Origin of the sequence: Campylobacter sp. (assembly GCF_019423325.1) — a bacterium.
In the GTDB taxonomy this organism is placed as follows: domain Bacteria; phylum Campylobacterota; class Campylobacteria; order Campylobacterales; family Campylobacteraceae; genus Campylobacter_B.
The window spans coordinates 720,630-742,461 of sequence record NZ_JAHZBQ010000001.1 but is presented as its reverse complement, the minus strand read 5'-3'; the positions used below and the strand labels follow the sequence as shown (position 1 = coordinate 742,461).

The window sequence follows — 21,832 nt, the reverse complement described above, 5'->3', positions numbered from 1 at the left end:
AAGAGCTTGCGCTCAGACCTAGTTAAGCGATCTGCTCGCCTGCGATCATTCCGAAAACTATGCAGTCGGTGATCGCGACGGTGCCTAAGCGGCTCGCGCCGTGAGTTCCGCCGGTGATCTCGCCTGCAGCCCAAAGCCCAGGGATCGGTTTATTCGTCTTAGATGATAAGACCTCGGCTTTGGTGTTGATCTTTAGACCGCCCATCGTGTGGTGAGGCTTCGGCGATAGGCGGATGACGTAGAAAGGTCCCGCTTCGTTGATCTCGCTAAGCGCGCTTTCTTGCTTGCCAAACTCGTCTTTTTTCGCCTTAACGCCTTCGTTGTATTTCTTAACGCTCTCTTTTAAAGCATCCGCAGGTACGCCGTATTTGCTAGCGATCTCATCTAGACTCGCGCATTCGCCCACTAGCTTACCGCTTGCCATGCCTTTAGAAATAACCTCTTCGCTTAGGTCTTTAAACGCCATTTTGGTATCGGCGAAGGTTATCGGATAGGCTTTTGGATCCTCGCGTAAAATTTTAAACTCCGCATCCGCGCGAGTCTTGCGATCTGCAAGCTCGTTCATAAAGCGCTTGCCCGTGCGCACGTCCACGGCGATACCGTATTTAAAGGTGCCTTGCTGAGTTAGGATTGGAGCGGTACCGAAGCCCTTCTCATCAGGGCTCGCCCACGGACCGAACTGGATCCAATCGACCTGCACCGGATACGCACCGATCTCAAAGGCTTTTAGTAGCACGCCCGCGGTAGCTCCCGCGTGATTTGTACTATCGACGTCATCAGGGATGCGCGGATCTTGAAGCTTGCGGAAAATTTTATCGCGGCAAAATCCGCCCGCTGCGAGCACTACGCCTTTTTTGGCTTTGAGCGTCTTTTTGGTGCCGCTGGTGTTTTCAAGATCGTCGCTATAGAGATTTGGATCAAATTTATACTCCTCGCGGATCACGACGCCTGCCACGCGATCTCCGTCCATTACGAAATCGTCAAATTTTGCGCGGCGGCGAAGCTCGCAGCCCTTGTCTTTCAGCGCTTCAAATTTTTCAAGCATCGGCTGGATGTAGCCAGAGCCGCTATCATTTGTAGTTAGCATCGAGCGCGCGACGCTGTGTCCGCCGAAGTGCGCGCAGTGATCCATTTTAAATTGCACACCGTTATCTACGAGGAATTTAAACGCGTCTAAGCCGCGATCTGCTAAGGTGCTTAAAAGCTCTGGGTGGTTGATGCCAAGTCCTGCTTTTAGACAGTCGTTCATAAATAGCTCTTTGCTGTCTTTGATGCCCGTTTTTTCCTGCACGGGGTTCATCGGCACGCTCATACCGCCGCCGTTGATGACGGAGTTTCCGCCGATACGGCCCATCTTTTCGAGGATTAGCACTTTATTGCCTTTTTGCGCCGCTTTTAAGCCCGCCGCAAGTCCAGCAAAGCCGCTACCGATGATGATTACATCCCACTCTTCGTCAAATTTGACGTCCTTTGCGTCTACAGCACTTGCTTGCGCATTCACCGCGCTAAGCGCGAGTGCACCGGCTCCTACCATACCCATTTTCAGTATGTCGCGTCTCTGCATATTTTGCCCCTTTACTTAGAGATTTTTTAATCTTAAAGATTAATGTCGTAATTTTATATTAAATCTTTATGTAAGTCAAATGTTATTTGGTATATAATTTAATAGCTAAAGGCTATAAAATTTCAACCGAAGGGGCAAAAAATGAGCCTGCGACATATGGAATTTGCGGTAAAAATTTCGGAGCTTAAAAGCTTTACAAAGGCAGCGAGCGAGCTTGGAATCGCGCAGCCGTCGCTTTCAAAGAGCATTATGCTTTTAGAAAAGGAGCTCGGGATCGAAATTTTTGATAGAAAAAACGGCCTTGAGCTTACATACGCGGGCGAAATTTACATCGCCAGAGCGAAAAATATGCTTAGGCTCAATAAGGAGCTAAATAACGAAATCCGCGGGCTTTCGTCGATCAAGACGGGCAAGCTCGTAATCGGCGCGACCTCGACCAGCTTTAAATTTATCGAAAAGATCATTGCGATGTTTTACAGCAGGTTTTCCAAAGCTGACATCAGGATCGTGCACGCTCACTCCGAGCCCGCGCTCATCGAGATGCTAAAAAGCGGCGAGCTTGACATCGTCTATGCCGCGCACTTCGGCGAGCTTTTTGCCGAGGGGCTTGAGTGCGAGTTTATAAAAAAGCGCAGGCTGCTTCTAAGCGTCTGCTCCTCTCATCCTGCCGTTTCGCGAGTGAGTATAAATTCTACCGAGAAATACCCTAAAATCGCACTTAGCGAGTTTAAATCCGATAAATTTGCAATTAGCAGTAAAATTTTAAAAAGCGAATCGAACTTCAAAAAGATCTTTGAAAACGCCGGCTTTACGCCTCAAATTTTCTGCGACACCTCCTATCTGTACGTGGCTAACGCGATGGTCGCGGCGGGGCTTTGCGTGAGTTTCAGCTTCGCGCGGTATATTTTTGAGACGCAAAAGGACTACATCACGCTCTTTGACGTCGCGGATGAGCCGCTTTTGGACGTGTCGTTTTCGGTCGTGTATAAAAAACCCTCCAAGCTCGCAAAGGAATTTATAAAGATGATAAAAGCGGGCAAAAGCGGCGAGTAGGGCGCGCGGGAAATAATATGCACAAAATTTGTATTTTAATCTCGCGCTGAGCCATATCGTACTGTGCAAATTTACAGTAAATTTCAAGTTATACCGCACATCGCAAATTTGCTTTGAAATCTGTGCCGTAACACGCTATTTGTATTAAATTCTGTGTCGCGTCGCACTAAATTTGCGTTAAATTCCGAACCGCATTAAATTTACGTCAAAATTCCGCCGCCGCGAGGACGGCGTTTGATTTTATTTTTTGATCATGCGTTTGTATGGGCCGAAGCGGTGATCGTTCTCGTCAAATCCGTCGTTGTAAGGCCCCACATCCATATCCATCTGCTTGACGTCTAGGTCAGGGAAATCTTTCTTCCTATCGGGTTTGATCTTGCGCGGCTTTGAGTTTATATACGCCGTCACGTCGAAAGCTTCCTCCCAGCTTAGCGAGGCGTCCCCTTTAGGCATGGTAGCTTTGACATACCTTGCTCCTTCGATGAGCCTATACATACCGGCGCCCGTATTGTAGCTGTCATCGCCCCAAAGCGCGGGGAATGTGTAGTAATCGCCGCTTTGAGCAAACCCCTCGTTTTTTATCCCTTCGCCGTTTTCGCCGTGGCAGGCGGCGCATTTTGCGGCGTAAATTTCGCGTCCTTTTTTAGGATCTGCCGCGCGGTCTAAAAACTGCGCCTTCGGCAGCCCCTGGCCTTTTACCTTTGCGCCGACCTCATATCCTGCGGAGAGCCAGTGCATGTAGGCGATCATCGCGCGCATCTCTTTGGAATTCGTAGGGATCGCTTTGCCCGCCATAGAGCGCTGAAAACAGCCATTTATGCGATCTTGCAGCGTGACTAGCTGATCTGATCTTGCGACATACTGCGGAAATCTCGCGTAGATACCCACGAATGGGCTTTGATTGGGCACGACGCCGCCGCTCGTATGACAGCTCGAACAGGATAGGTTGTTGCCCGCAAAGCGCATTTTTTCGTCCTTTGCCTGCGGTCCGAGATATCTCGTCGTCTCGTTGATAAGCTTCGCGCCGTAGATGACGGTCTTTGCATAAGGCGAGTCGCCGAGCTTTGCCTCATCTATGACGCCGTTTTCGTCGATGCCTACGGGCAGCCTAAACTCCTGCGTCTTTTGCTCGTACGGCACGGCTTTTTTGGCGTTGAGTTTGGCTACATCAAAGCCTAAAACGGGCGTAAAAAAGAGCGGAAGCGCTAAAACAAGGGCGGTTTTTCTCATATGTTCTCCTTTAAAAAAGTAAAATATAGATTTGAAATTATTGAATTTTTTAGTTAAATGTGCGTTAAAATTTTAAAAAAGAAGCTATTGCAGGGTTTGCATAGAGGAAAATTTTAAAGGAGCCGAAATTTTAACTTAGCGCGACGATGAAATTTGACGCTAATTTTGCGCGGCCTAGCGATAAAATTTAAAGTAAATGGCGAGATTTTTAAAATTTGAGCGGGTGATTTTGGTAGAACCTGCGCGATTAGATTACTTGATTTAGTCATGCGATAAATTTTGGCAGTGCGGCGAGCTACGCAGAAAAAGAAGTCGAGCCGTGACGCAGCGGATTTTTTTAAGGCTTGCGAGAGAAAAATTTAAAAGATTGCCTCACTCCCGTCACTCGTTTCGTCCGCACCGCTCGGCACGCTTGCTACGCCTATGTATTTTTTATCGCGCGCACGGATCGCTTCATTTGTGCGCCTCTGTATTTTTTTGTGTCACGGATGCGGCATCGCGCCGCGTATAAAATGCGGAGTACATGCAATCGCTCGCGGGAAACGAACGGGTAAAATTTAGACGGGTAATTTCGCTCATTCGTAAAACCGCAGTGTGTCGCCCGCGCAGGCTCCGATATTGCCGCCACAAACGAGCCGTTTGCAAAAACGTGTCGCGGCATGCCGTCGAAATACAAGTCGCAAATTAGTATTTCAGCGCGAGATTTGCAAAAGCATGTCGCGGTGCATCGCAGCAGGATCGCCGCCGCATTCGAAATTTATCGGCGCGATGGGGCGAGGCGGATCGTCTCGTCTATGTGCCGTTTAGGCGGCGCGCGTATTTATGCTCGCCTTGCACGCGCCTTAAAACGGGCGCTAGGTTTGAAATTTAACCCGAGCGGGCTAGGAATTTTAAATTTAAGCGGATTTGGGCTTTGGCGGTCGGATCTGCCTGCGCGCCGCGCAGGACCGTATCCGCGCTAGAAATATTGCCGCCTAGATAAAATTTCGCGCGACAGGCGCCGTAATGCGGCGGTATGAAAATCTAAAGCTCTTGAGTAAAACGTAAAGGAATTGGGGAAATCGAAGTAGCATCGGCAAGTGTGAAATTTTAATGCTTTTGAATAAAACGGCGCGAAACTTAATCGTTCTTAAGTAGAGCAAGAGCAAATTAGCCTTTATCGCCAAGCTCGCGATAGTTATAATTTTGAATTAAACGGCGAAATTTAAATACTTTTGGATAAAACAACATGGAATGAACTTAAACGCCTCGGATAAAAAACGTTAATTTTAACCGCACTGAACTACCGCGCTATCTGAGCTAAGCCGAGTCATATCGTGCTGTGATGGGCGGAATTTGAGTTAAATTCCGTGCTGCGTCGCACCGGATTTGCTTTAAATCTCGCGCCGAGCTGTGCCGTGCCACACTAAATTTGCCGCCAAGCCGCATTAAATTTTATGTAAAAATTTCGCTGCTAAGCTGTGACAAATTTAGATTCAAATTTCGCTAGCGTGCCTATTTGTGGTAATCTTTTACGAATTTTTCTATACGCTCAAAGCCGCGTTTTAGATTTTCCATAGAGCACGCAAAGCTTACGCGGAAGTGCCCATCCATGCCAAATCCGCTTCCTGGCACCGTGGCTACGAGCCCTTTATCTAGCAGTTGCATGCAGAATTTCATACTATCGGGTTCTACCTGAGAGCAATCTATGAAGAAATAAAATGCGCCATCTGGTTTTACGACACTAAGCCCTGGGATCGCACCTATCGCGTCCGTGCCAAAATCGCGCCTACGCTCGTATTCGCGCCTCATCATTTCGATATAATCGTCCGCCTCGCCCCGCAGCACCAGCATAGCGCCTGCCTGGACTATGCTTGCTACGTTGCTGACACTTTGACTTTGTAAGTTTATCATCGCCTTATTTAGCTCATCGATCGCACAGGCGGTGTAGCCGAAGCGCCAGCCGGGCATCGCGCCACATTTGCTTAGCCCGTTGATCGTCACGGTGCGCCCGAACATATCCTCGCTGATGCTTGCTGCGGCTATGAAGCTCTTGCCGAAGACAATTTTTTCGTAAATTTCATCGGCAATTACTAAAATATCCGTGCCTTTTAGTGCTTCCGCAAGCTCTTGCAGCTCCTGGCGCGAATATACGGCGCCTGCGGGGTTGCTCGGGTTGAAAAGGCACAGTGCCTTCGTGTGCGGCGTGATCGCGGCTTTGAGCTGTGAGGCGGTGATTTTATATCGGTTTTCCGCCTTTGTGTTTACGATGACGGGCTTGCTGCCACAGAATTTTACAATTTCGGGGTAGGTGACCCAATAAGGCGCCGGTATTATGACCTCATCGCCTTCGTTTAAGATGCAGTTAAAGGCGTTAAATAGCGAGTGCTTGGCGCCGACGTTGGTGATGATCTGATCGGGTCTGTAGTTTAGAGCATTATCGCGCTTTAGCTTCTGCGCGATTAAATTTAAAATTTCAGGCGTGCCGGCAACCGGCGTATATTTTCCGCAGCCTTTAGCCATAGCCTCTATGACAGCTTTTTTGGCGACCTCTGCAGTATCGAAATCAGGCTCGCCCGCACTTAGGATTACGACGTCTTGCCCCTGAGCTTTCATCTGCTTGGCTTTGGTGCTGATTGCGATCGTTAGGCTTTCGCCGAGCTTGCTTACGCGACTTGAAAGTGTTAATTTCATTGATGCTCCTTGGATTGGTTTAGACAATTTAAAATTTGATTTTTGACGCTAAAAGCTCTGCCGCCGCTTAGGTCTTGGTTGTAGATATCGTCGATTTTATAATCGCCTCCGCTACGGACGAGTTTGTAGATTATCGTCTGCGCGTCGTAGGGGCAGGTCTGCGTCACTACGACAGTATCGCGCTGCCCTAGCTCAAAATCATATTTCGCGTCGTCGCAGACATCTTGACCGCCGATTATCGGATCGTAGTCCAAGCAGCCTACCTCACCTTCGCCAGCAGATGCTTCATCCTGCATAAGCGCAGATTTGAAAGAAGCCGATAAGACATTTTTGTGATCGCCGAAATAGGTGTCCTTGATGTATAGGCTTTTTACTAGGCTTATTCTGGCGTCGTCCGCGGAATTTTTCGCGCTATTAGCATCGCTGCCGCTTGCCGACAAAATAGCAAAAATTGTAAAAAATAGAGCTTTTTTCACTTTAACCCTCTTATTTTAATGATTTTAGATACTCTTCGTAGAATTTATTTAGATCCTCATCCATTGCGGCGATATCTTTTCTGCCGCTGCAGATGCAATCTTCCAAAATTTCGATACGCTTGATGAGATATTTGATAAGCTCCTGGCTGATATCTGGAATTTTGTTATGCGCCAAAGGATCGCTCTCGCAGCCGCCTAAAATTCTAGCCGGCACTCCCACGGCGGTGCAGTTTGGCGCGACATCCTTTACGACGACGGAATTTGCGCCGATTTTGGAATTTTCGCCGATGGTGATGTTGCCTAGCACTTTAGCTCCTGCACCAACTACGACGCCGTTTTGCAGCGTCGGATGGCGCTTACCGTGCTCTAAGCTCACGCCGCCGAGAGTGACGCCCTGATAGATCAGACAGTTATCGCCGATGATTGCCGTTTCTCCGATGACAAGCCCCGTGGCGTGATCGAAAAACACGCCCGAGCCGATACGTGCGCCCGGGTTTATATCTACGGCGGTGATTATGCGGGTAAGTCCGCTGATCGCGCGAGCTATAAGCTTAAAACCTCGCTCATAGAAAAAATGCGCGAAGCGGTAATTTATTAGCGCCCAGACGCCTGGATAGCAGAAAAATATCTCAAATAGGCTATTGCATGCGGGATCTTGACGCAAGGGCTCGGTGAAGTCCTGTTTTAAAATTTGCCAAAAACTCATTTGATCGTCTTTAAGTAGCTATTGTCGTTTAAAAACAGATATAGTTCGCCCAGGATATGCTTTTTCTCTTTTGCGTCTATGAGATCCGATTTTTCGATCCGCTCGTTTAGGCTTTCGCGGATATCTACTACGTCGTAGTCCATATCCTCCAAGATGTCGATGACCGATTGAGATTCGATAAAATCCTTGATCTCAAAGCCACCGTCATCGTGCAAAATCACGGTCGCCTCTGTTGGGTGTGCAAAGAGGTTGTGGCTCATGCCAAGCACCTCCTGATAGGCTCCGACAAGGAAAAAGCCCAAAAAATACTCCTCTTTTTCAGGATCGAAATCGTGCAGAAAGAGCGGATTTTTTTGATTGTCGAATTCTATCTCGCCGTCGCTATCGCAGGTGATATCCCAGATCGACGCAGATAGCGTGGCGCGCTCGTCCAGCCTCTCTAACGGCATGATCGGGAAGTGCTGTTTGATGCCCCAAAAATCGGGCAGGCTTTGAAAGATCGAAAAATTTACTAAATAGCGCTCTTGGGCGTTGCCTAAGGAGCTTAAGAAATTGCTGTATTCTTGCTTGTTGCCTAAAATTCCATACGCCTTTCGCATTATTAGATGAACCAAAATTTCGCCGTTTGAGCGGTCGATCAGATCGACGTATCCCAGATCAAAAAGGGTAAGTACGCTTTCCATGTGCGACATGGCGTCGTGCAGATACTCTAGCGCGTTGGAGGGTTTTAGAGTTTTATACAGATCGTATAGTTCAGCGACTACCGGCGGATTATCCTTTTTTAGGGCGAGCTTTTCTTCTGTGTATTCTTGGGTAAAAAGCTCCAAAATCGGCGCTACGAGCACTGCGTGACTGGCGGCTACGTATCTGCCGCTCTCAATAAAAATATCAGGCTCGGCCTCTTTTTTATCCTCTGCGATCGATTTTAGCAAAAAAACCACGTCGTTGGCGTATTCTTTTAGCGTATAGTTGCGGCTGGAGCTTTCTTTGGCTTGGGAGTATTCGATAGCGAGCCCTCCGCCTAAATTTATGGATTTTAAATTTTTCGCACCCATTTTACGAAGCTCGGTGTAGATATTGCCCGCCTCGATGAGGGCCTTTTTGAGCGGGTGGATCTCTGTAATCTGCGAGCCGATATGAAAATGAATCATCGTAAACTGCTCGATGAGATCGTTTTTCTTGAGTAAGCTTATCGCCTCTATAAGCTCGGTCGAGGTAAGACCGAATTTTGAATTTATCCCGCCGCTTTTCGCCCACAGTCCGCTTCCGGAGTTATGCAGCCTGATGCGTAGCCCGATGAAAGGCTTTGGCGCAAAGCGCTCCTTGGCCGTTTCGATGATGGTTTCAAGCTCGTTTAGCCCCTCGATCGTAAGCGTCACGTTATGCCCCATCTCTGCGGCGATGAAGCCGATATTTATAAGCTCCTTATCTTTAAAACCGTTTACGGTAATCGGCGCGCCGTATTTGTTATACGCCATCGCTAGCAGCAGTTCGGGCTTGCTGCCGGCCTCGAGCCCGTATCCGTAAGGCTCGCCGATATCGACTAAATTTTTAACGAAGCCCGGGAATTGATTTACCTTAAGCGGATAGACGGCGTGGAATTTTCCCTTGTAATCAAACTCCTTAATGGCGCGGTTAAAATTTGAGTAAATTTCAACGATCTGCTTTTTGATGAGGTGCGGAAAGCGCAGCAGTATCGGGCCTCGCACGCCGTCTGCGCGGATCTCTTTTATAATGTCCACCAAAGGCTGCTTGAAATCGGAGTTTAGGCATAGTTTGCCGCCATCTATCGTGAAGTTGGAATTCCCCCAAATATTTAGTCCGTAATCGCTCATGCTCTATCCTTAAAAAACGCTTCGACCTCTTTAAATTTGATCGCAAAGGTGCTTTGATCTTCTAAATTTTTGCACCATACCTCGGCGCGATCAAACTCGTCCTGCCCGATGCAAAGGCAAAATTTCGCCTCCGCCCCGTCAGCTGCTTTTAAATGCTTGGCTAGGCTCTTGGGCTCGTATGAAATTTGAGTTTTACAAAGCTTTCGCAGCTTTAGCGCAAATGAAAATGCCGTGCTAACAAACGCCTCATCCAGCGCGCCGATATAAATCCCTTCGCGCTCTTGAGGGGCTTCGCGCGTTTTTAAAATTTCTGCTATTCGCTCGATGCCGATCGCAAAGCCCACGCCCGCCGTCTTTCTGCCGCCTAAAAACTCCACGAGTCTGTCATAGCGCCCGCCGCCGCCTACGGCACTTTGTGCGCCAAGCTCGCTTGAGACGAACTCAAAGGCGGTTTTGCAGTAGTAATCAAGCCCGCGAACGAGTTTTGCATCGATCTGAAATTTTTGTCCGTTTTGGGTTAAAATTCTTTGCAGCTGTGCAAATTCCGCGGCGCAGGCGTCGTTTAAATTTTCAGTTATAAGCGGTGCGGCGGCTAAAATTTTCTGGCAGCTTTCGTTTTTGCAGTCCAACACGCGGATCGGATTGGTGTCGATACGCCTTTGGCAATCCTCGCAGAGCCTATCTTTGCGCTCTTGCAAGAAATTTACGAGCTTGGTTTTATATGCCGGCATGCACTCCTCATCGCCTAAAGAGTTGATTTTAAGCGTTGCGGAGACATTTAGCTCGCGTAAAATTTGAGCTAACATCAAAATCACACTCGCATCCTCATAGACGCTACTTTGCCCGAAGCACTCGACGCCGAATTGATGAAACTCGCGCAGGCGCCCCTTTTGCGGGCGCTCGTAGCGAAACATCGAGCCTTGATAATAAAATTTATGCACGCCGCCGCTACGGTCTAGCTTTTTTTCGATAAAGGCGCGCACGACGCCTGCGGTACCTTCGGGGCGCAGGCAGACGCTATCTCCGCTTTTGTCGCTAAACTCATACATCTCTTTGCCGACGATGTCGCTGCTCTCGCCGACGCTTCGGCGAAATAGCGCGGTCTGTTCGAGCTTGGGCGTTTCGATGAGACAAAAGCCGTAATTGCGCGCCACGCGCTCGCACACGTTTAAAATTTGCGAGTAGATGCGCGCCTGCTCGCCTGAAATATCGTTCATACCGCGGAGTGCCTTGATCATCTATGAAATCCTTTGTGAAATTTTAAAATTTTTTGCGGCGATTATAGTTAAATTTACCTAAATTTTAAGCCCTGCCGCTCGCGGTTTCGTGTCGGTTCTGCTTATTTTCATCGCGCGCCGCAAAATAAAATACGCTTCGTGATAAATTAAATTCGGCAAAGTACGGATAAAAAGGCAAACCTCAAAGGTCGCTAAATTTCAATCGCCTATGCAAGCTCAAGCGAAAGTATCTCCGTCATCTCGCCCGTTTCGTCCTCGCAGCTTACGGCGATATAATCAAAGCCGTTTGCTTTGACCTCATCCCACGAGGCGGTTTCGCCGTTTATCAGTAGGACCCTGCCGCTCTCGTCTGTTTCGTATTCGTCCATTTCGTCGTCGTAGAGGGTGCTATAGCCGAATTTTAGATGGATTTTACGCGGCGGCAGGTTAAATTTCACTAGCTCGCGGCGGGCTACTTTTTCTGCGTCAAGCTCGTCGCAAAACATCGCGTTGTAGCCGTGCGCGGCGCCGTCAAAAAGTAAAATCTCCTCGCCGGTTTTCACGCATTTGGCTACGAGCTTGCACGGCACGAGCTCGTCCTCGTCGTAAAAATCGGCGATATAATCGTTCGGCAAAGCTTCGCCGCGAAAAAGCTCGCCGAAATAATAAATTTCAAAATATTCGCCGCCCACGCCGGATCTGACTTGGGCATTTAGATAATCGTCCTGGGCCACGTTAAATACGTGATTTGCTAGATAGGTAGGCACCCTCTCGTTCATCTTCGCTCCTTTGGCGTAAATTTTAAAATTTCGCAAAATTATAGCATACCTCGCGTCCGAGGCGTCTGCTTTGTGGGACGCGTATTATCTGGGCTCTACGTCCTACGTCTGCTTGCTACCGCTACAAGCCCGCTATCGCGGCGCGACTTGAAATTTTACTTACTGTCGCGTCTCGAAATTTTGCTTACTGGCGCGATTTGGAATTTTGCTTACCGGTGCGACTTGAAGCTTGAAATTTTACTTATGGCGCGGTTGCCGCTCGCGCTCGCACATATAGGCTCGTTGGCGAGCTAGGTTTAAGAGATGAATAAGCCCTGCCGCCCGCACTCTTTTGTACATACGTAACCTGCGAGTACGGCTTACAAAATTTTAACCCGCTCGCGCCGTTTGCGAATTCTAATCGCTTGTGCCATTTATAAATTTTAATCCGTTTGTATCGCACGCAAATTTTAATCCGATTGCGCCATGCGTAAATTCTAATTCACTTATGCTATTTGCGAATTTTAATCTGCTCGCGCCGCGTGGCTTTATCTATGCAAAACGGACTTTGAAATTCTTTCGGGAGCTGGGTATGTTTGTGAAGTGCTGCTTCGTGATACCTCGCTCCCGCCCGCTTTGAGGCTACGAAAGTGTAAGTAAAGGCCGCACGCCGCAAGCGACACGGACAAATCTAAACGCCGTGCGGAAATTTTAAGCCGCGCGCCGTATGGGTTTGGACTTGTTTGCTTTAAGCAGATTGCGAAATTTCATTACCTTCGGGGTTCAAACCTCGCCCGCCCGCAAGCGGCGAGATAGATCTAAATGCCGCACGAAATTCTAAGCCGCGCGGAAGAGCAACCCGCTGCGGGCCTTTAAAATTTGAGCGGCAGTTCTTACTTTGCCGCAAATCTCGGTTAAAAATTTAAACGGCGAGATCGTTTCGCCACTTTTTTGCGTAAAACAAACCCAAGACGGCTCGCTTCGCCCCCCCCCTGGCGGCGCTAAATTTGTGCGGATATCGGTTAAAATTTAATACGGCAAGTCCTACTTCGCCGCTTTCATAGCCAAGAATTCCTCGTAGCGGCGATCGATGATAGCCTTGATCTCGGCGTAATTTTGCGGCGAGTTTTCTATGTAAAAATAGGCGTTGTCGAAGTTTTTATCGCCAAATTTGCGCGCGACGAAATCGTCGTAATCTTGCAAATACCAGCCGTGCGTTTTGGCAAATTTCGTGCGGTCCGTGGTGTAGTAGGCATTTGCGAAGGTCTTGCCCGCGGTGTTTAGCTCGTCGCTTCCCAGCACGCCGTCCATGGCGCCAAAGAAATACCCGCGATAATCAAAGCTATCGTCCATCCGCGCTATATCGCCCGCGAAATCCGCCGCGAAGTCCTTGGAGTAGAGCTTGCGCTCCATGCACCAGCGGAAGAAAAACGCGATGTGCGTCGCGCCGTTTTCCTGCGGGATATCGGTCGGCGCATTTTTCGCGCCCCAGTGCCATTTTGCCTTGTCGTAGGTTACGTAAGCCATTTTGCTCTCCTTTTTTTGGACTTTTAAGTTGCATAAATTTTAGAAATTAAAAGCAAATGACGCTTGGTAAAGCTCTAAATTTTATCCGATGTAATCTGCGCCGTGAAATTTCAAATTTTATATCAGATCGCCCATTAACTCATAATCGCATTCGCTTCGTAAAATTTTGCCGCGACTAAAATTACGTTTAAATTCTATCGCATCTCGTAGAATTTCATGCACCCCGTCCTGTGTCTTTCAGTCGCTGTTTTGCTGCAGCCGTCACGTCCTCTTCGTAATCGTACCACGCAAACATCGCGCCGTGCTGCACCGAGCCGCCCAGCAGATCGCCTCCCTGGCGGTTTTTCAGATCGATATTTGCGACCTTAAATCCGTCCAGCGTCGCTGCGAACTCGCGCAAGCGCTGCGGCGGGGATTTGAGCTTGGTGTAGAGGTAGCAGCGCCCCGCCTGTCCCTTACGCCCGACGCGTCCGCGCAGCTGATGAAGCGACGCAAGCCCCATCCGCTCGGCGCCTACGATTAGGATGACGCTAAGCCGCGGCAGCGAGATGCCCACTTCGACGATCGTCGTAGTTATCAGTAGCCGCCCCTCGTCGCGGAAGCGGCGCAGGACCTCCTCCTTGTCCTTGTCGCTGCCGTGGGTGATCAGCACATCGGGGAATTGAGCCTTCCAAAACGGCGCCGCCTCCTCAAGGCTTTGATAGACCGAGCTTTCGCTTTGCTGCACGAGAGGATAGACGATGATCGCTTGATTGCCCGCGGCGAGCTCGCGGCGCAGATCCTGCATAAAGCCCGTAAATTCGTCGTTTTGCAGGATTTTGGTTTTGATCTGTTTTTCAAACGGCAGCTGTTTTAAAAAGCTAAAGCTCACGAGCTCGGACTGGATCATGCTTAGCGTGCGCGGTATCGGCGTGGCGCTAAATTGAATGAAATGCGCTCGAAACTCGCCGCTCCCCGTGAGGCGCGCGATCTTTTCGCGCTGGTTCGAGCCGAAGCGGTGCTGCTCATCGACCATTATGAGATTTGACGGCGCGAGCTCGTGGTAGAGCAGGGCGTGAGTACCGATGATAAGGTGCGCGCCCGCAAAATTCGGCTCGCGATCGCCGCTTTTTACGAGCAGGACCTTAATCTGCGGCGGCAGCAGACGGAGAGCTTCGGCGTAAATTTGTTCGGCCAAGATGCTCGTAGGCGCCATCAGATAGCTGATGCGCGGGTAATTCATCGCCGCGCTAGCGAGGATGACGAGCGTCTTGCCGCTGCCTACGTCGCCCATGACAACGCGGCGGCGCGCCAGAGGGCTTTGCAGATCGCTAGCGATGTCCTTTATCGCGCTTAGCTGATCGCGCGTAGGCTCGAAAGGCAGCGAGGCTAGCCAGTCCGAAATGTCGTGCAGCGGGTAAATTTGCGCAGGAAAGCTCGTTTTTTTCGCGCTTAGCTTTTGCAGGTAGTTTAAAATTTCGACAAATTTCAGCGTGCGTAAAATCGCAGCACCGCTTATCTGCGTAACGGCTGCGCTCCTGACGGCATCGGCGGCATGGATAGTTTCAGCCTCGCTTGCGATTTGAGCGATTGTAGGTATGGCGGTTGTAGCTTGGGCGGCTGCGGTCTGGATAGTTTTGGTTTGATAATGCGTAGGTTGCACGGCACAATCGCGCAAAGCGCCCATCGGTGCGGCGAGCGCGTCTTGAACAGCCTCGGCGGTGCTTGCGGCCTGAGTGATCGTAGGCTCTGCGGTCTGCACGGCTACTACCGCCTGAACATTTTCGGTTTGATCACAGGCAGGCTGTGCGCCCGTAGCTTGTGCGTTCAAATTTTGGGTGGTTGCGAATTGTGCGCTCGCTACTTGGCTTGAAGTTTGGATTGCTGCGGGTTGCGCGCCTACCTCTTGAGTTTGGATTGCTGCGGCTTGCAAATTTGCGATTCGAACGTCTGAAGTTTGAACCGCTGCGGATTGCGTATCTACGTCTTGGGCGCTTGAATTTTGTTGTGCGGCTTGCTCGACTACGGACTGCTTGGTCGCGACATGCTCTAGCATGGGTTGCGCGGTTGCGGCTTGAGCGTCTGCTGGTCGTGCTGCTTGGACATTGGATACTAGGTCGTTTGAAATTTTATCGCCGCTTGCAGCCGCATCATTGTCAGCTTTAAGATCGTCTGAAATTTCATCCTCACGCGCCTCGGCGCCGCATGTGGCAAGAAAATTATCGTCGCTTTGGATATTAAAATTTTCGTCGTTACAAATCTCTGCACAGCGCGCCCAAGGCTGATCGCCGTCTAAGATTTCATCGCTTGTAATCCCGCCGTCACGGAGACTCGGGTGGGGCGAAGCCTTCGTCTTCTTTGGAATTTCTCCGCTTAAAATTTTATTCGCCGCACCACGCTTTGCCTCGCAGGCAAGAACTCCGTCGCTTCGCGGATAGTTTGAAATTTTACCTCCAAAAATTTCACCGTTTTGTGATCTGCCCTTTAGAATTTCGGCGGCGACCGAGCTTTGCGAGCTTGGAATTTCTCTGTTATCTGAAATTCCGTCGCCATTTAAAATTTTATCGCCTAAAATTTCACTGCCACTCGGAATTTTGCCGCTGTTTGAAACGTCGTCGCGCTCGCTAAAATTTTCCGCGCCACCTTCCTTGAACTGCCTATTTAGCGCGGCTAGCATTCGCACGCTGCGCGGCGAGCTCTCGTGTAGCGCGAGCAGTACCGCCGCCTCGTCCGCGCGCAGTCCGCAGGCTAAAAGCGCGCCCGCGCTTAGATATTTTTTGATCAGCTTTTGCGCCGCCGCGTCGCTCAGCGTGGCTTTGTATTTGGGTGCGATCCTGCCTGGCTCGCTCACGATTTTTGGGTTTACGAACTGCCACGAGCCGAAGCTCTCGTCGCATTTGCCGTGGATGAAAAATTTTTTGCCGCGCTTAAAAGCGCCGAAGTGCCAGTTTTTGGCGTTAAAGATCACGATTTTGATCTCGCGCTCCCAGCTGAGGCAGTGCGCCGTGACGATGAGCATCGAGCCGCGCCTGTGCTGGAAGAGGCACTCGACCTCCGCCGTGCTCTCGCCCGCGCAGGGCGCGTCTCTAACGCTTAGATCGTCGAAGCTTTTGGGCAGAAGCAGCGCCAGATCCAAAAGCGTCGTAATGCCCGCCTTTTGCAGCGTCGCCGCGTCTTTTGCTTCAAAAATCAATTTTCATCCTTTAAATTTGATAGGCGCTTAAGCCCTCGCGCTGTGAAATTTTATACGCCGTGCAGATCGCTCGCCTAAATTTGATCGAAATTCTATGCGCCGCATCGAACGCTCACTTAATTTTATTCAAAATTTTCGCCCATTGCGGCAAATTTACTCGTCGGCTTCGCCTGTAAATTTTACTCGCTTACGCGCACTTTGTTTGGCAACCGCGTCTTTGCGGTGCGCACCTCGTTTTAAAACATAGTGCGAGCGCTTGAAATTTCACGGCGCGATTTGCGAACCGTACGATCCGAAAGAGATGCATGCGCGCATCATCTTTTAAATTTCACGGCGCGGCTTACAAACGGCATGCGAAATCGAGCTTTGATTTTGTGCGCTGAAATTTTACCGAGCCGTGCAAGGCGCCTTTAAATTTAGCCGTCCTTATAAGGTTTGCAAATTTAACAGCTTCTGCAAAGCCTCGCAAAGTTTTAGCGCGACGCAAGTGCGGTTTTAAATTTAAACGCAAGCCGTCCGCAAACGGAGCGCAAAAGTAAAATTTAGCGCCGTTCGCGCCTTAATATTATCTGCGCCGCTTTACAAATTTTAAAATTTACCCAAATTTTAGGCCGTCGCAGGTATGCGCTCGCTGTGCCGCGACGGGCTAAATTTTAAGCCCCTTTTTCGCGGCTGCCTCGTCGCAAATAACGGAAAAGCTTAGGTTCATAATCTCGTCGTGCGACTTGATGAAATCGTTGAGCGCCCCGAGGTTTAGCGTCTCGATGCGCTTTAAATTTCGCTCGAACTCGCCGAATGCATAGCTCTTGTAATACTCACTCTGCGCGATCGCCGCGCGCTTAAACATCGTCTCTTTTTGCAGCACGGCGCTTCCGATTAGGAATTTTTTGGCGCTTTTCAGCTCCGCTTCGTTCACGCCAGATGCGATAAATTTCGCGATCTCCTCTTTTACGAGCGCGGCGGCGTTTTGCAAATTTTCGTTTTTGGTCTGCAGATAGCCCCAAAACTCGCGGCGGCTAAGCTCGAAATCGCCGCGCGCATAGACCGAGTACGCAAGGCCGTGCTTGACGCGGATGCGCTCCATCAGCCTGCTGCCGAAACCGCTGCTTCCGAGCACGAAAAGCGCGGTGTTTGCGATGAACTCCTGCTCCTTTGGCAGCGTAAATGGCGCGCCGAAGTAGATGTAGGCTTGCTGCGTCTGCTCCTTTTGGATCTTTATATTTTTCGCATCGCTCGGCGTGAAAAACGGCAGCTCGTGCTTTTTGCCGCTTGAAAAGAGGCTTAAAATTTCTGCGATTTTCGGGTTTTTGTCGCTCACGTCGCCGCATAAAACGACGTATAAATTCTCTAAACTCAGCGAGGCAAAAAACTCCCGCACGTCCTTCATCGTGATCCGCTCTATGCTCGCCTCGTCGCCTATAAGCGGCTGAGCGAGCCTCGTGCGCGGATACAGAAGCGCTTTGAGGTTGCATGTCGCGATGTAATCGAACTCGCTTTTTAGCACGGCGATCTCGCCTATGGTTTGCATTTTTAGCTTTTCCAGCACCGAGGGCGTTAGATTGGGCTCTTTAAGCAGCTCTCGCAGCATGTCTAAGCCAAAATCGAAGTGCTCTTTTAGACAGTTTAGCTGGATACCGAAGGTTTCAAAATTGCTCGCGGCGCTTATCTCGACCGCGCGGATATCGAGCTTGCGGTGAAATTCGCTCACCCCTAGCGTCTTTGAGCCCTCGCCCAAAACGCCCGCGCAGATGCGCGCAAGACCCAGGGTCTTCTCGCTCACCGCACCGCTTGCTTTGAAAATTAGCTTGAAGCTCGCCACCGGCAGCGAATCGTCGAATTGATACAAAAAGTCGATTTTAGCGCTCTTGCCGCCTTTAGTTTTAAGTGAAATCTCTTTTTTTTCCATCGTTTTCCTTTATAAAATTTTTAAATTTCATCGTTCTTTCGGGCGCGATTTTAAAATTTTGACGCAGCTAAACGCGCCGCTTTTAAATTTGCACCGGGATAGTTTTTGAAATTTCGCGCCAAGGCAGTTTTGCCCGTCCTGCTTAAAATTTTAAAATTTAATCGCGCCGCACGTTTTGTAAAATTTCAGCGCCCAAAACGCCGCGACACGGAATTTCGCGTCCAAAAAATTTTAAGGCGAAATTCCATAGCGGAATGAAATTTTATTACATAAATTTCACTTGCATCCGTAAATTTGAACCCGTACCGATATCAAAATTTTAAATCCTGCCGCGAAATTCCACGCTCACGATCACGAAAATTCGCTATCTGTTTTAAGACAAAATTCTACCGCTAAATTCTAGCCGCAAGCGAACAAAATTCCTGCTGCAAACACGCAAAAGCTCACGCCCTAAGCGTAAGTCTCCAAAATATCGTAGTTGGTGTTGCGCTTGGCGGGTATTTCGCCTACGTCGCGGATCAGCGCTATCATCTCGTCCTTGCTCATCCGAAAGCTCGCGCCCGCGGCCTTTACGACGTTTTCCTCCATCATCGTGCTTCCAAGATCGTTCGCGCCGAATTTCAGCGCCAACTGTCCGATGTAGCTACCCTGCGTGACCCAGCTGCTTTGGATGTTTTTGAAATTATCCAGAAATAGCCGCGAGACGGCGAGCAGGCGCAGGTAGCGGTTCGGGCTTTGCTTTTTGATTTCGGGATGCTCACGCAAAAGGCGGGTGTTCTGCCCCTGAAAGCTCCATAAAATGAACGCTCGAAAGCCGCCCGTGCGGTCTTGCAGCTCGCGGATCTTATCCCAGTGCTCTACGATCTCGCGCGTGCTTTCCAGCGTGCCGAACATCATCGTGGCGGTCGTTTTCATACCGATGCCGTGTGCCTCCTCGTGCACTCTAAGCCACGTGGCGCTGTCGCTTTTGCGCGGCGCTACGAGGTCTCGCACGCGGTCGCTTAAAATTTCGGCTCCGGCTCCCGGCATCGAGTAAAGCCCCTTAGCTTGCAGCCTGCGAAGTACTTCGAGCGTGCTGATGCCGCTAAGGCGCGCGATATAATCGATCTCGATCGCCGAGAAGCCGTGGATCGTGACGCTCGGGTAATTTTTGCGGATGAACTCCACCAGATCCTCGTACCATTCGATTTTCAGCTTCGGATGGACGCCGCCTTGAAATAAAATTTGCGTGCCGCCCACGGCGATTAGCTCCTCGATCTTTTCGCTAATCTGCTCAAAGCTAAGCACATAGGCATCCGCGTCGCTTGCGTGGCGGTAAAATGCGCAAAATTTGCAATCCACCATACAGGCGTTGGTGTAGTTTATGTTTCGATCGATGATGAAGGTCGTGACGCGGTCCGGGTGCAACTCGCGCTTGCGCGCAAACGCCGCGCGCCCAAGCTCGTTTAGATCGGCATGCTCAATTAAATTTAGGGCTTCATCTATACTTAGTCTTTTCAAATTTATCCTTCCGATTTGCCTTTGCGATACGGTTTTAGTGCGCTGGTGATTTTTTGATTTAGCGTTGGCAGATAGTCCTTGATAGCTATCTCTATCAGCTCAAAATTTAGCCGTTCGTATTCGTGCGAAGCGATATTTCTAGTGGCGTTGATAGCTCTTATTTCATCTTTGCTAAAGATCGCCAAAGCCTGCAAATCGTTGCTTTCTTGCAGCCCTTTTAGCAGGGCGTGGATATTGATGAATTGCATCATTATCGCGGGTTGCAAAACGTCCTCATCGGCAAGAGCCTGCGCTACGCCGCCCTCGCATTTTTTTAGGATGGATGAAATTTTATCAGATATCTTTTTTAATCGCTCGACGCTTGATCTTTCAAACATAAATCGCTCCTTGCAGCAGCTTCATTTTTTCTTCGCGACTTAAAGAGGTAGTATCGCACAGATCGACATTAACATTAAATTTGCAGGATAGCTTTTTTTTAAAATCGTCTAAAAAAACCAACGCCGAAAATGGGTTTCCTAAATTTTCTACCATTTTTGCCCCATCGGTTTCGATCGCGATATCGATGTCTGAAAACGCGTCGGCGCTACCCTTGGCATAGCTGCCGAAAAGCCCTAGCTCGGTAACGCCAACTGCAAAAAGCCTCTTTTTTTGCGACGATAAAAATTTTAAAATTTCATCTTTGCTGTTGATCGCTTTTTTTGGTGCGGTTTTAGCGCTCACTCTGCGCCTCTTTCGGATCTTCGGGCGCTTCTTGTTTAGCGTCAGAGCTTTGCGCGCTTTTGCTTGCGGCGGCGTTAGAATTTTTATCGTCGGCACTCGTGCTGTCCGCGCCGCTTAAATTTGCGTCACCGTTATTTAAATTTACGCCGTCTGCGCCGCTAGAATTTCGACTGCTATCTTTTTTAATCACGATCTGGCCGTTTTTTACGCCTAAAATTTCTACTCGGTCGCCCTCGTTAAGATCCGAAATTTCATCGCTTTTCCAAAACGTGCCTTTGAAATAGACCATGCCGTTTTTGACGGTGCCGGTGCCGCTTTCGTCTAAAAAATTATCCTTATGCTTCTCTTCGGGCTTGAAAAAGCGCGATTTTAGCGGCCTTTTAAATGCGATCAGAAGCACGAAAGAAAGCACGAACGAAAGCAGAATTTGTACGTCCCAATCAAGATGAAAACCGAAGCTCAAAAGCCCCGTGATGAAAAATCCGGCGCTGAAAAATATAAAGGTAAAATCCATCACCAAAAGCTCGACGATCGCCAAAATAACGCCGATTATGATAAAAATCAGCGCGTTCATTTAGCATCCTTCGCGCCGTTTTTACTGAGGAATTCTTTAAGCACGCTAAGAGAGCCGATAAGCTCACTCGTTTCGTAAGGGATCAAAATTTTATCCTTGCTAGGGTTTTTAGACAGCTCGCTAAAGGCGTTTACGCGACCCTGCGCGAGCAGGTATTCCGCCGCAAAGCTGGAAGCACTCATCGCTAAATTTATACTGTCCATTGCGTCTTTTTGACCTTGCGCGAGCGCGATCTGCTCATATTTTTTAGCATCCGCCATACGCTCGATCGCCTCGGCTTCAAGCACCTTCTCCTGCTTTAGCGCCTCGGCGTTTCGGATGAGGGCTGCTTTTTCCGCCTCGGCTTTAAGCTCGATCGCGCGCTTTTCGCGCTCTGCCTTCATCTGCATATTCATCGCCTCTTCGATGCCGTGCGGTACCGAAATTTCGGAAATCTCCACGCGCATGATCTTTACGCCCCAGTTGTCCGCAGCGTCGCCCAGAGCAATTTGCAGTTTGGAATTTAGCTGATCGCGCGAGCTAAGCGTGCTATCTAGGCTCATCTCGCCGATCGCGCTACGTAGCGTCGTCATCGCTAAATTTGAAATCGCGCGGCGATAATCCTCGACATTGTAAAGCGCCATCTTGCCGTCGATGACTTTTAAGAATACGATACCATCGACGCTTATGTTGACGTTATCTTTGGTGATGACTTGCTGCTTGCTGATGTCCACCAGCTGCTCGCGCACGCTCATCTTAGCGCGCACCGCGTCAAAAAACGGCACGATGATGTGAAAGCCGCCGTCAAGCACCTTATGAAAGCGACCCAGCCGCTCGATGATTAAAATTTCCGATTGTGAGACGATCTTGACCCCCATCTTTAGAATTGCCGCGATGAGGACGCAAAATACTATTACCGTAGTTACGAACCCTTCCATTTTC

18 protein-coding genes are annotated in these 21,832 nt (G+C 49.5%); 2 read left to right on the top strand and 16 right to left on the bottom strand.

Features of this window, described 5'->3' with window-relative positions; all coding sequences use genetic code 11:
• Nucleotides 1-22: 22 nt before the first annotated feature.
• Nucleotides 23-1,564, bottom strand: a complete 1,542-nt coding sequence (locus QZ367_RS03350; protein ID WP_291937343.1) for a flavocytochrome c — start codon at nt 1,562-1,564, stop codon at nt 23-25.
• A gap of 141 nt (nt 1,565-1,705) precedes the next feature.
• Between QZ367_RS03350 and QZ367_RS03345 the strand changes: the two genes are divergently transcribed.
• Entirely contained in the window at nt 1,706-2,617 is a 912-nt protein-coding gene (locus QZ367_RS03345; protein ID WP_291937341.1) for a LysR family transcriptional regulator, read from the top strand.
• A 240-nt stretch (nt 2,618-2,857) separates the two neighbouring features.
• Here the strand turns inward: QZ367_RS03345 and QZ367_RS03340 are convergent, their stop codons facing one another.
• On the bottom strand, nt 2,858-3,847 hold the full coding sequence (locus QZ367_RS03340; RefSeq protein ID WP_291937339.1) for a c-type cytochrome: 990 nt from the start codon (nt 3,845-3,847) through the stop codon (nt 2,858-2,860).
• Between the two features lie 704 nt (nt 3,848-4,551).
• Between QZ367_RS03340 and QZ367_RS03335 the strand changes: the two genes are divergently transcribed.
• Complete coding sequence (locus tag QZ367_RS03335) at nt 4,552-4,809, top strand: hypothetical protein (RefSeq protein ID WP_291937336.1); 258 nt, start codon at nt 4,552-4,554, stop codon at nt 4,807-4,809.
• Nucleotides 4,810-5,341: 532 nt separating this feature from the next.
• On the opposite strand, the gene QZ367_RS03330 is transcribed toward QZ367_RS03335, so the two are convergent.
• The 14 genes from QZ367_RS03330 to QZ367_RS03265 all read right to left on the bottom strand — a co-directional run bounded on the left by QZ367_RS03330 (nt 5,342) and on the right by QZ367_RS03265 (nt 21,828).
• Entirely contained in the window at nt 5,342-6,520 is a 1,179-nt protein-coding gene (locus tag QZ367_RS03330) for a pyridoxal phosphate-dependent aminotransferase (protein WP_291937333.1), read from the bottom strand.
• Nucleotides 6,517-6,996 carry a hypothetical protein gene (locus QZ367_RS03325; RefSeq protein WP_291937330.1) on the bottom strand — a complete coding sequence of 160 codons (480 nt, stop codon included), beginning with the start codon at nt 6,994-6,996 and terminating at the stop codon, nt 6,517-6,519. The genes QZ367_RS03330 and QZ367_RS03325 overlap by 4 nt, the downstream gene beginning before the upstream one ends.
• 10 nt (nt 6,997-7,006) lie before the next feature.
• Nucleotides 7,007-7,702, bottom strand: a complete 696-nt coding sequence (gene cysE, locus QZ367_RS03320) for a serine O-acetyltransferase (protein WP_291937327.1) — start codon at nt 7,700-7,702, stop codon at nt 7,007-7,009.
• Nucleotides 7,699-9,537: a biosynthetic arginine decarboxylase gene (speA, locus tag QZ367_RS03315; RefSeq protein ID WP_291937324.1), complete on the bottom strand. Its 1,839-nt coding sequence runs from the start codon at nt 9,535-9,537 to the stop codon at nt 7,699-7,701. The genes cysE and speA overlap by 4 nt, the downstream gene beginning before the upstream one ends.
• Entirely contained in the window at nt 9,534-10,775 is a 1,242-nt protein-coding gene (hisS, locus tag QZ367_RS03310) for a histidine--tRNA ligase (protein WP_291937322.1), read from the bottom strand. The genes speA and hisS overlap by 4 nt, the downstream gene beginning before the upstream one ends.
• A 206-nt stretch (nt 10,776-10,981) precedes the next feature.
• Nucleotides 10,982-11,533, bottom strand: coding sequence for a hypothetical protein (locus QZ367_RS03305; RefSeq protein WP_291937319.1), 552 nt, complete (start codon nt 11,531-11,533; stop codon nt 10,982-10,984).
• 1,023 nt (nt 11,534-12,556) lie between these two features.
• Nucleotides 12,557-13,039, bottom strand: a complete 483-nt coding sequence (locus QZ367_RS03300; RefSeq protein ID WP_291937315.1) for a hypothetical protein — start codon at nt 13,037-13,039, stop codon at nt 12,557-12,559.
• Between the two features lie 214 nt (nt 13,040-13,253).
• Complete coding sequence (recG, locus tag QZ367_RS03295; protein WP_291938133.1) at nt 13,254-14,705, bottom strand: ATP-dependent DNA helicase RecG; 1,452 nt, start codon at nt 14,703-14,705, stop codon at nt 13,254-13,256.
• Nucleotides 14,706-16,857: 2,152 nt separating this feature from the next.
• Entirely contained in the window at nt 16,858-18,117 is a 1,260-nt protein-coding gene (locus QZ367_RS03290) for a pitrilysin family protein (RefSeq protein WP_291937313.1), read from the bottom strand.
• Between the two features lie 450 nt (nt 18,118-18,567).
• Nucleotides 18,568-19,617 carry a dehypoxanthine futalosine cyclase gene (locus QZ367_RS03285; RefSeq protein ID WP_291937310.1) on the bottom strand — a complete coding sequence of 350 codons (1,050 nt, stop codon included), beginning with the start codon at nt 19,615-19,617 and terminating at the stop codon, nt 18,568-18,570.
• A gap of 2 nt (nt 19,618-19,619) precedes the next feature.
• Nucleotides 19,620-19,994, bottom strand: a complete 375-nt coding sequence (locus QZ367_RS03280) for a HepT-like ribonuclease domain-containing protein (protein WP_291937307.1) — start codon at nt 19,992-19,994, stop codon at nt 19,620-19,622.
• On the bottom strand, nt 19,987-20,337 hold the full coding sequence (locus QZ367_RS03275; RefSeq protein WP_291937304.1) for a nucleotidyltransferase domain-containing protein: 351 nt from the start codon (nt 20,335-20,337) through the stop codon (nt 19,987-19,989). The genes QZ367_RS03280 and QZ367_RS03275 overlap by 8 nt, the downstream gene beginning before the upstream one ends.
• Nucleotides 20,327-20,911, bottom strand: a complete 585-nt coding sequence (locus QZ367_RS03270) for an NfeD family protein (protein WP_291937301.1) — start codon at nt 20,909-20,911, stop codon at nt 20,327-20,329. Before QZ367_RS03270 ends, QZ367_RS03275 begins: the two co-directional genes overlap by 11 nt.
• On the bottom strand, nt 20,908-21,828 hold the full coding sequence (locus QZ367_RS03265; RefSeq protein ID WP_291937299.1) for a stomatin-like protein: 921 nt from the start codon (nt 21,826-21,828) through the stop codon (nt 20,908-20,910). Before QZ367_RS03265 ends, QZ367_RS03270 begins: the two co-directional genes overlap by 4 nt.
• Nucleotides 21,829-21,832 lie beyond the last annotated feature (4 nt).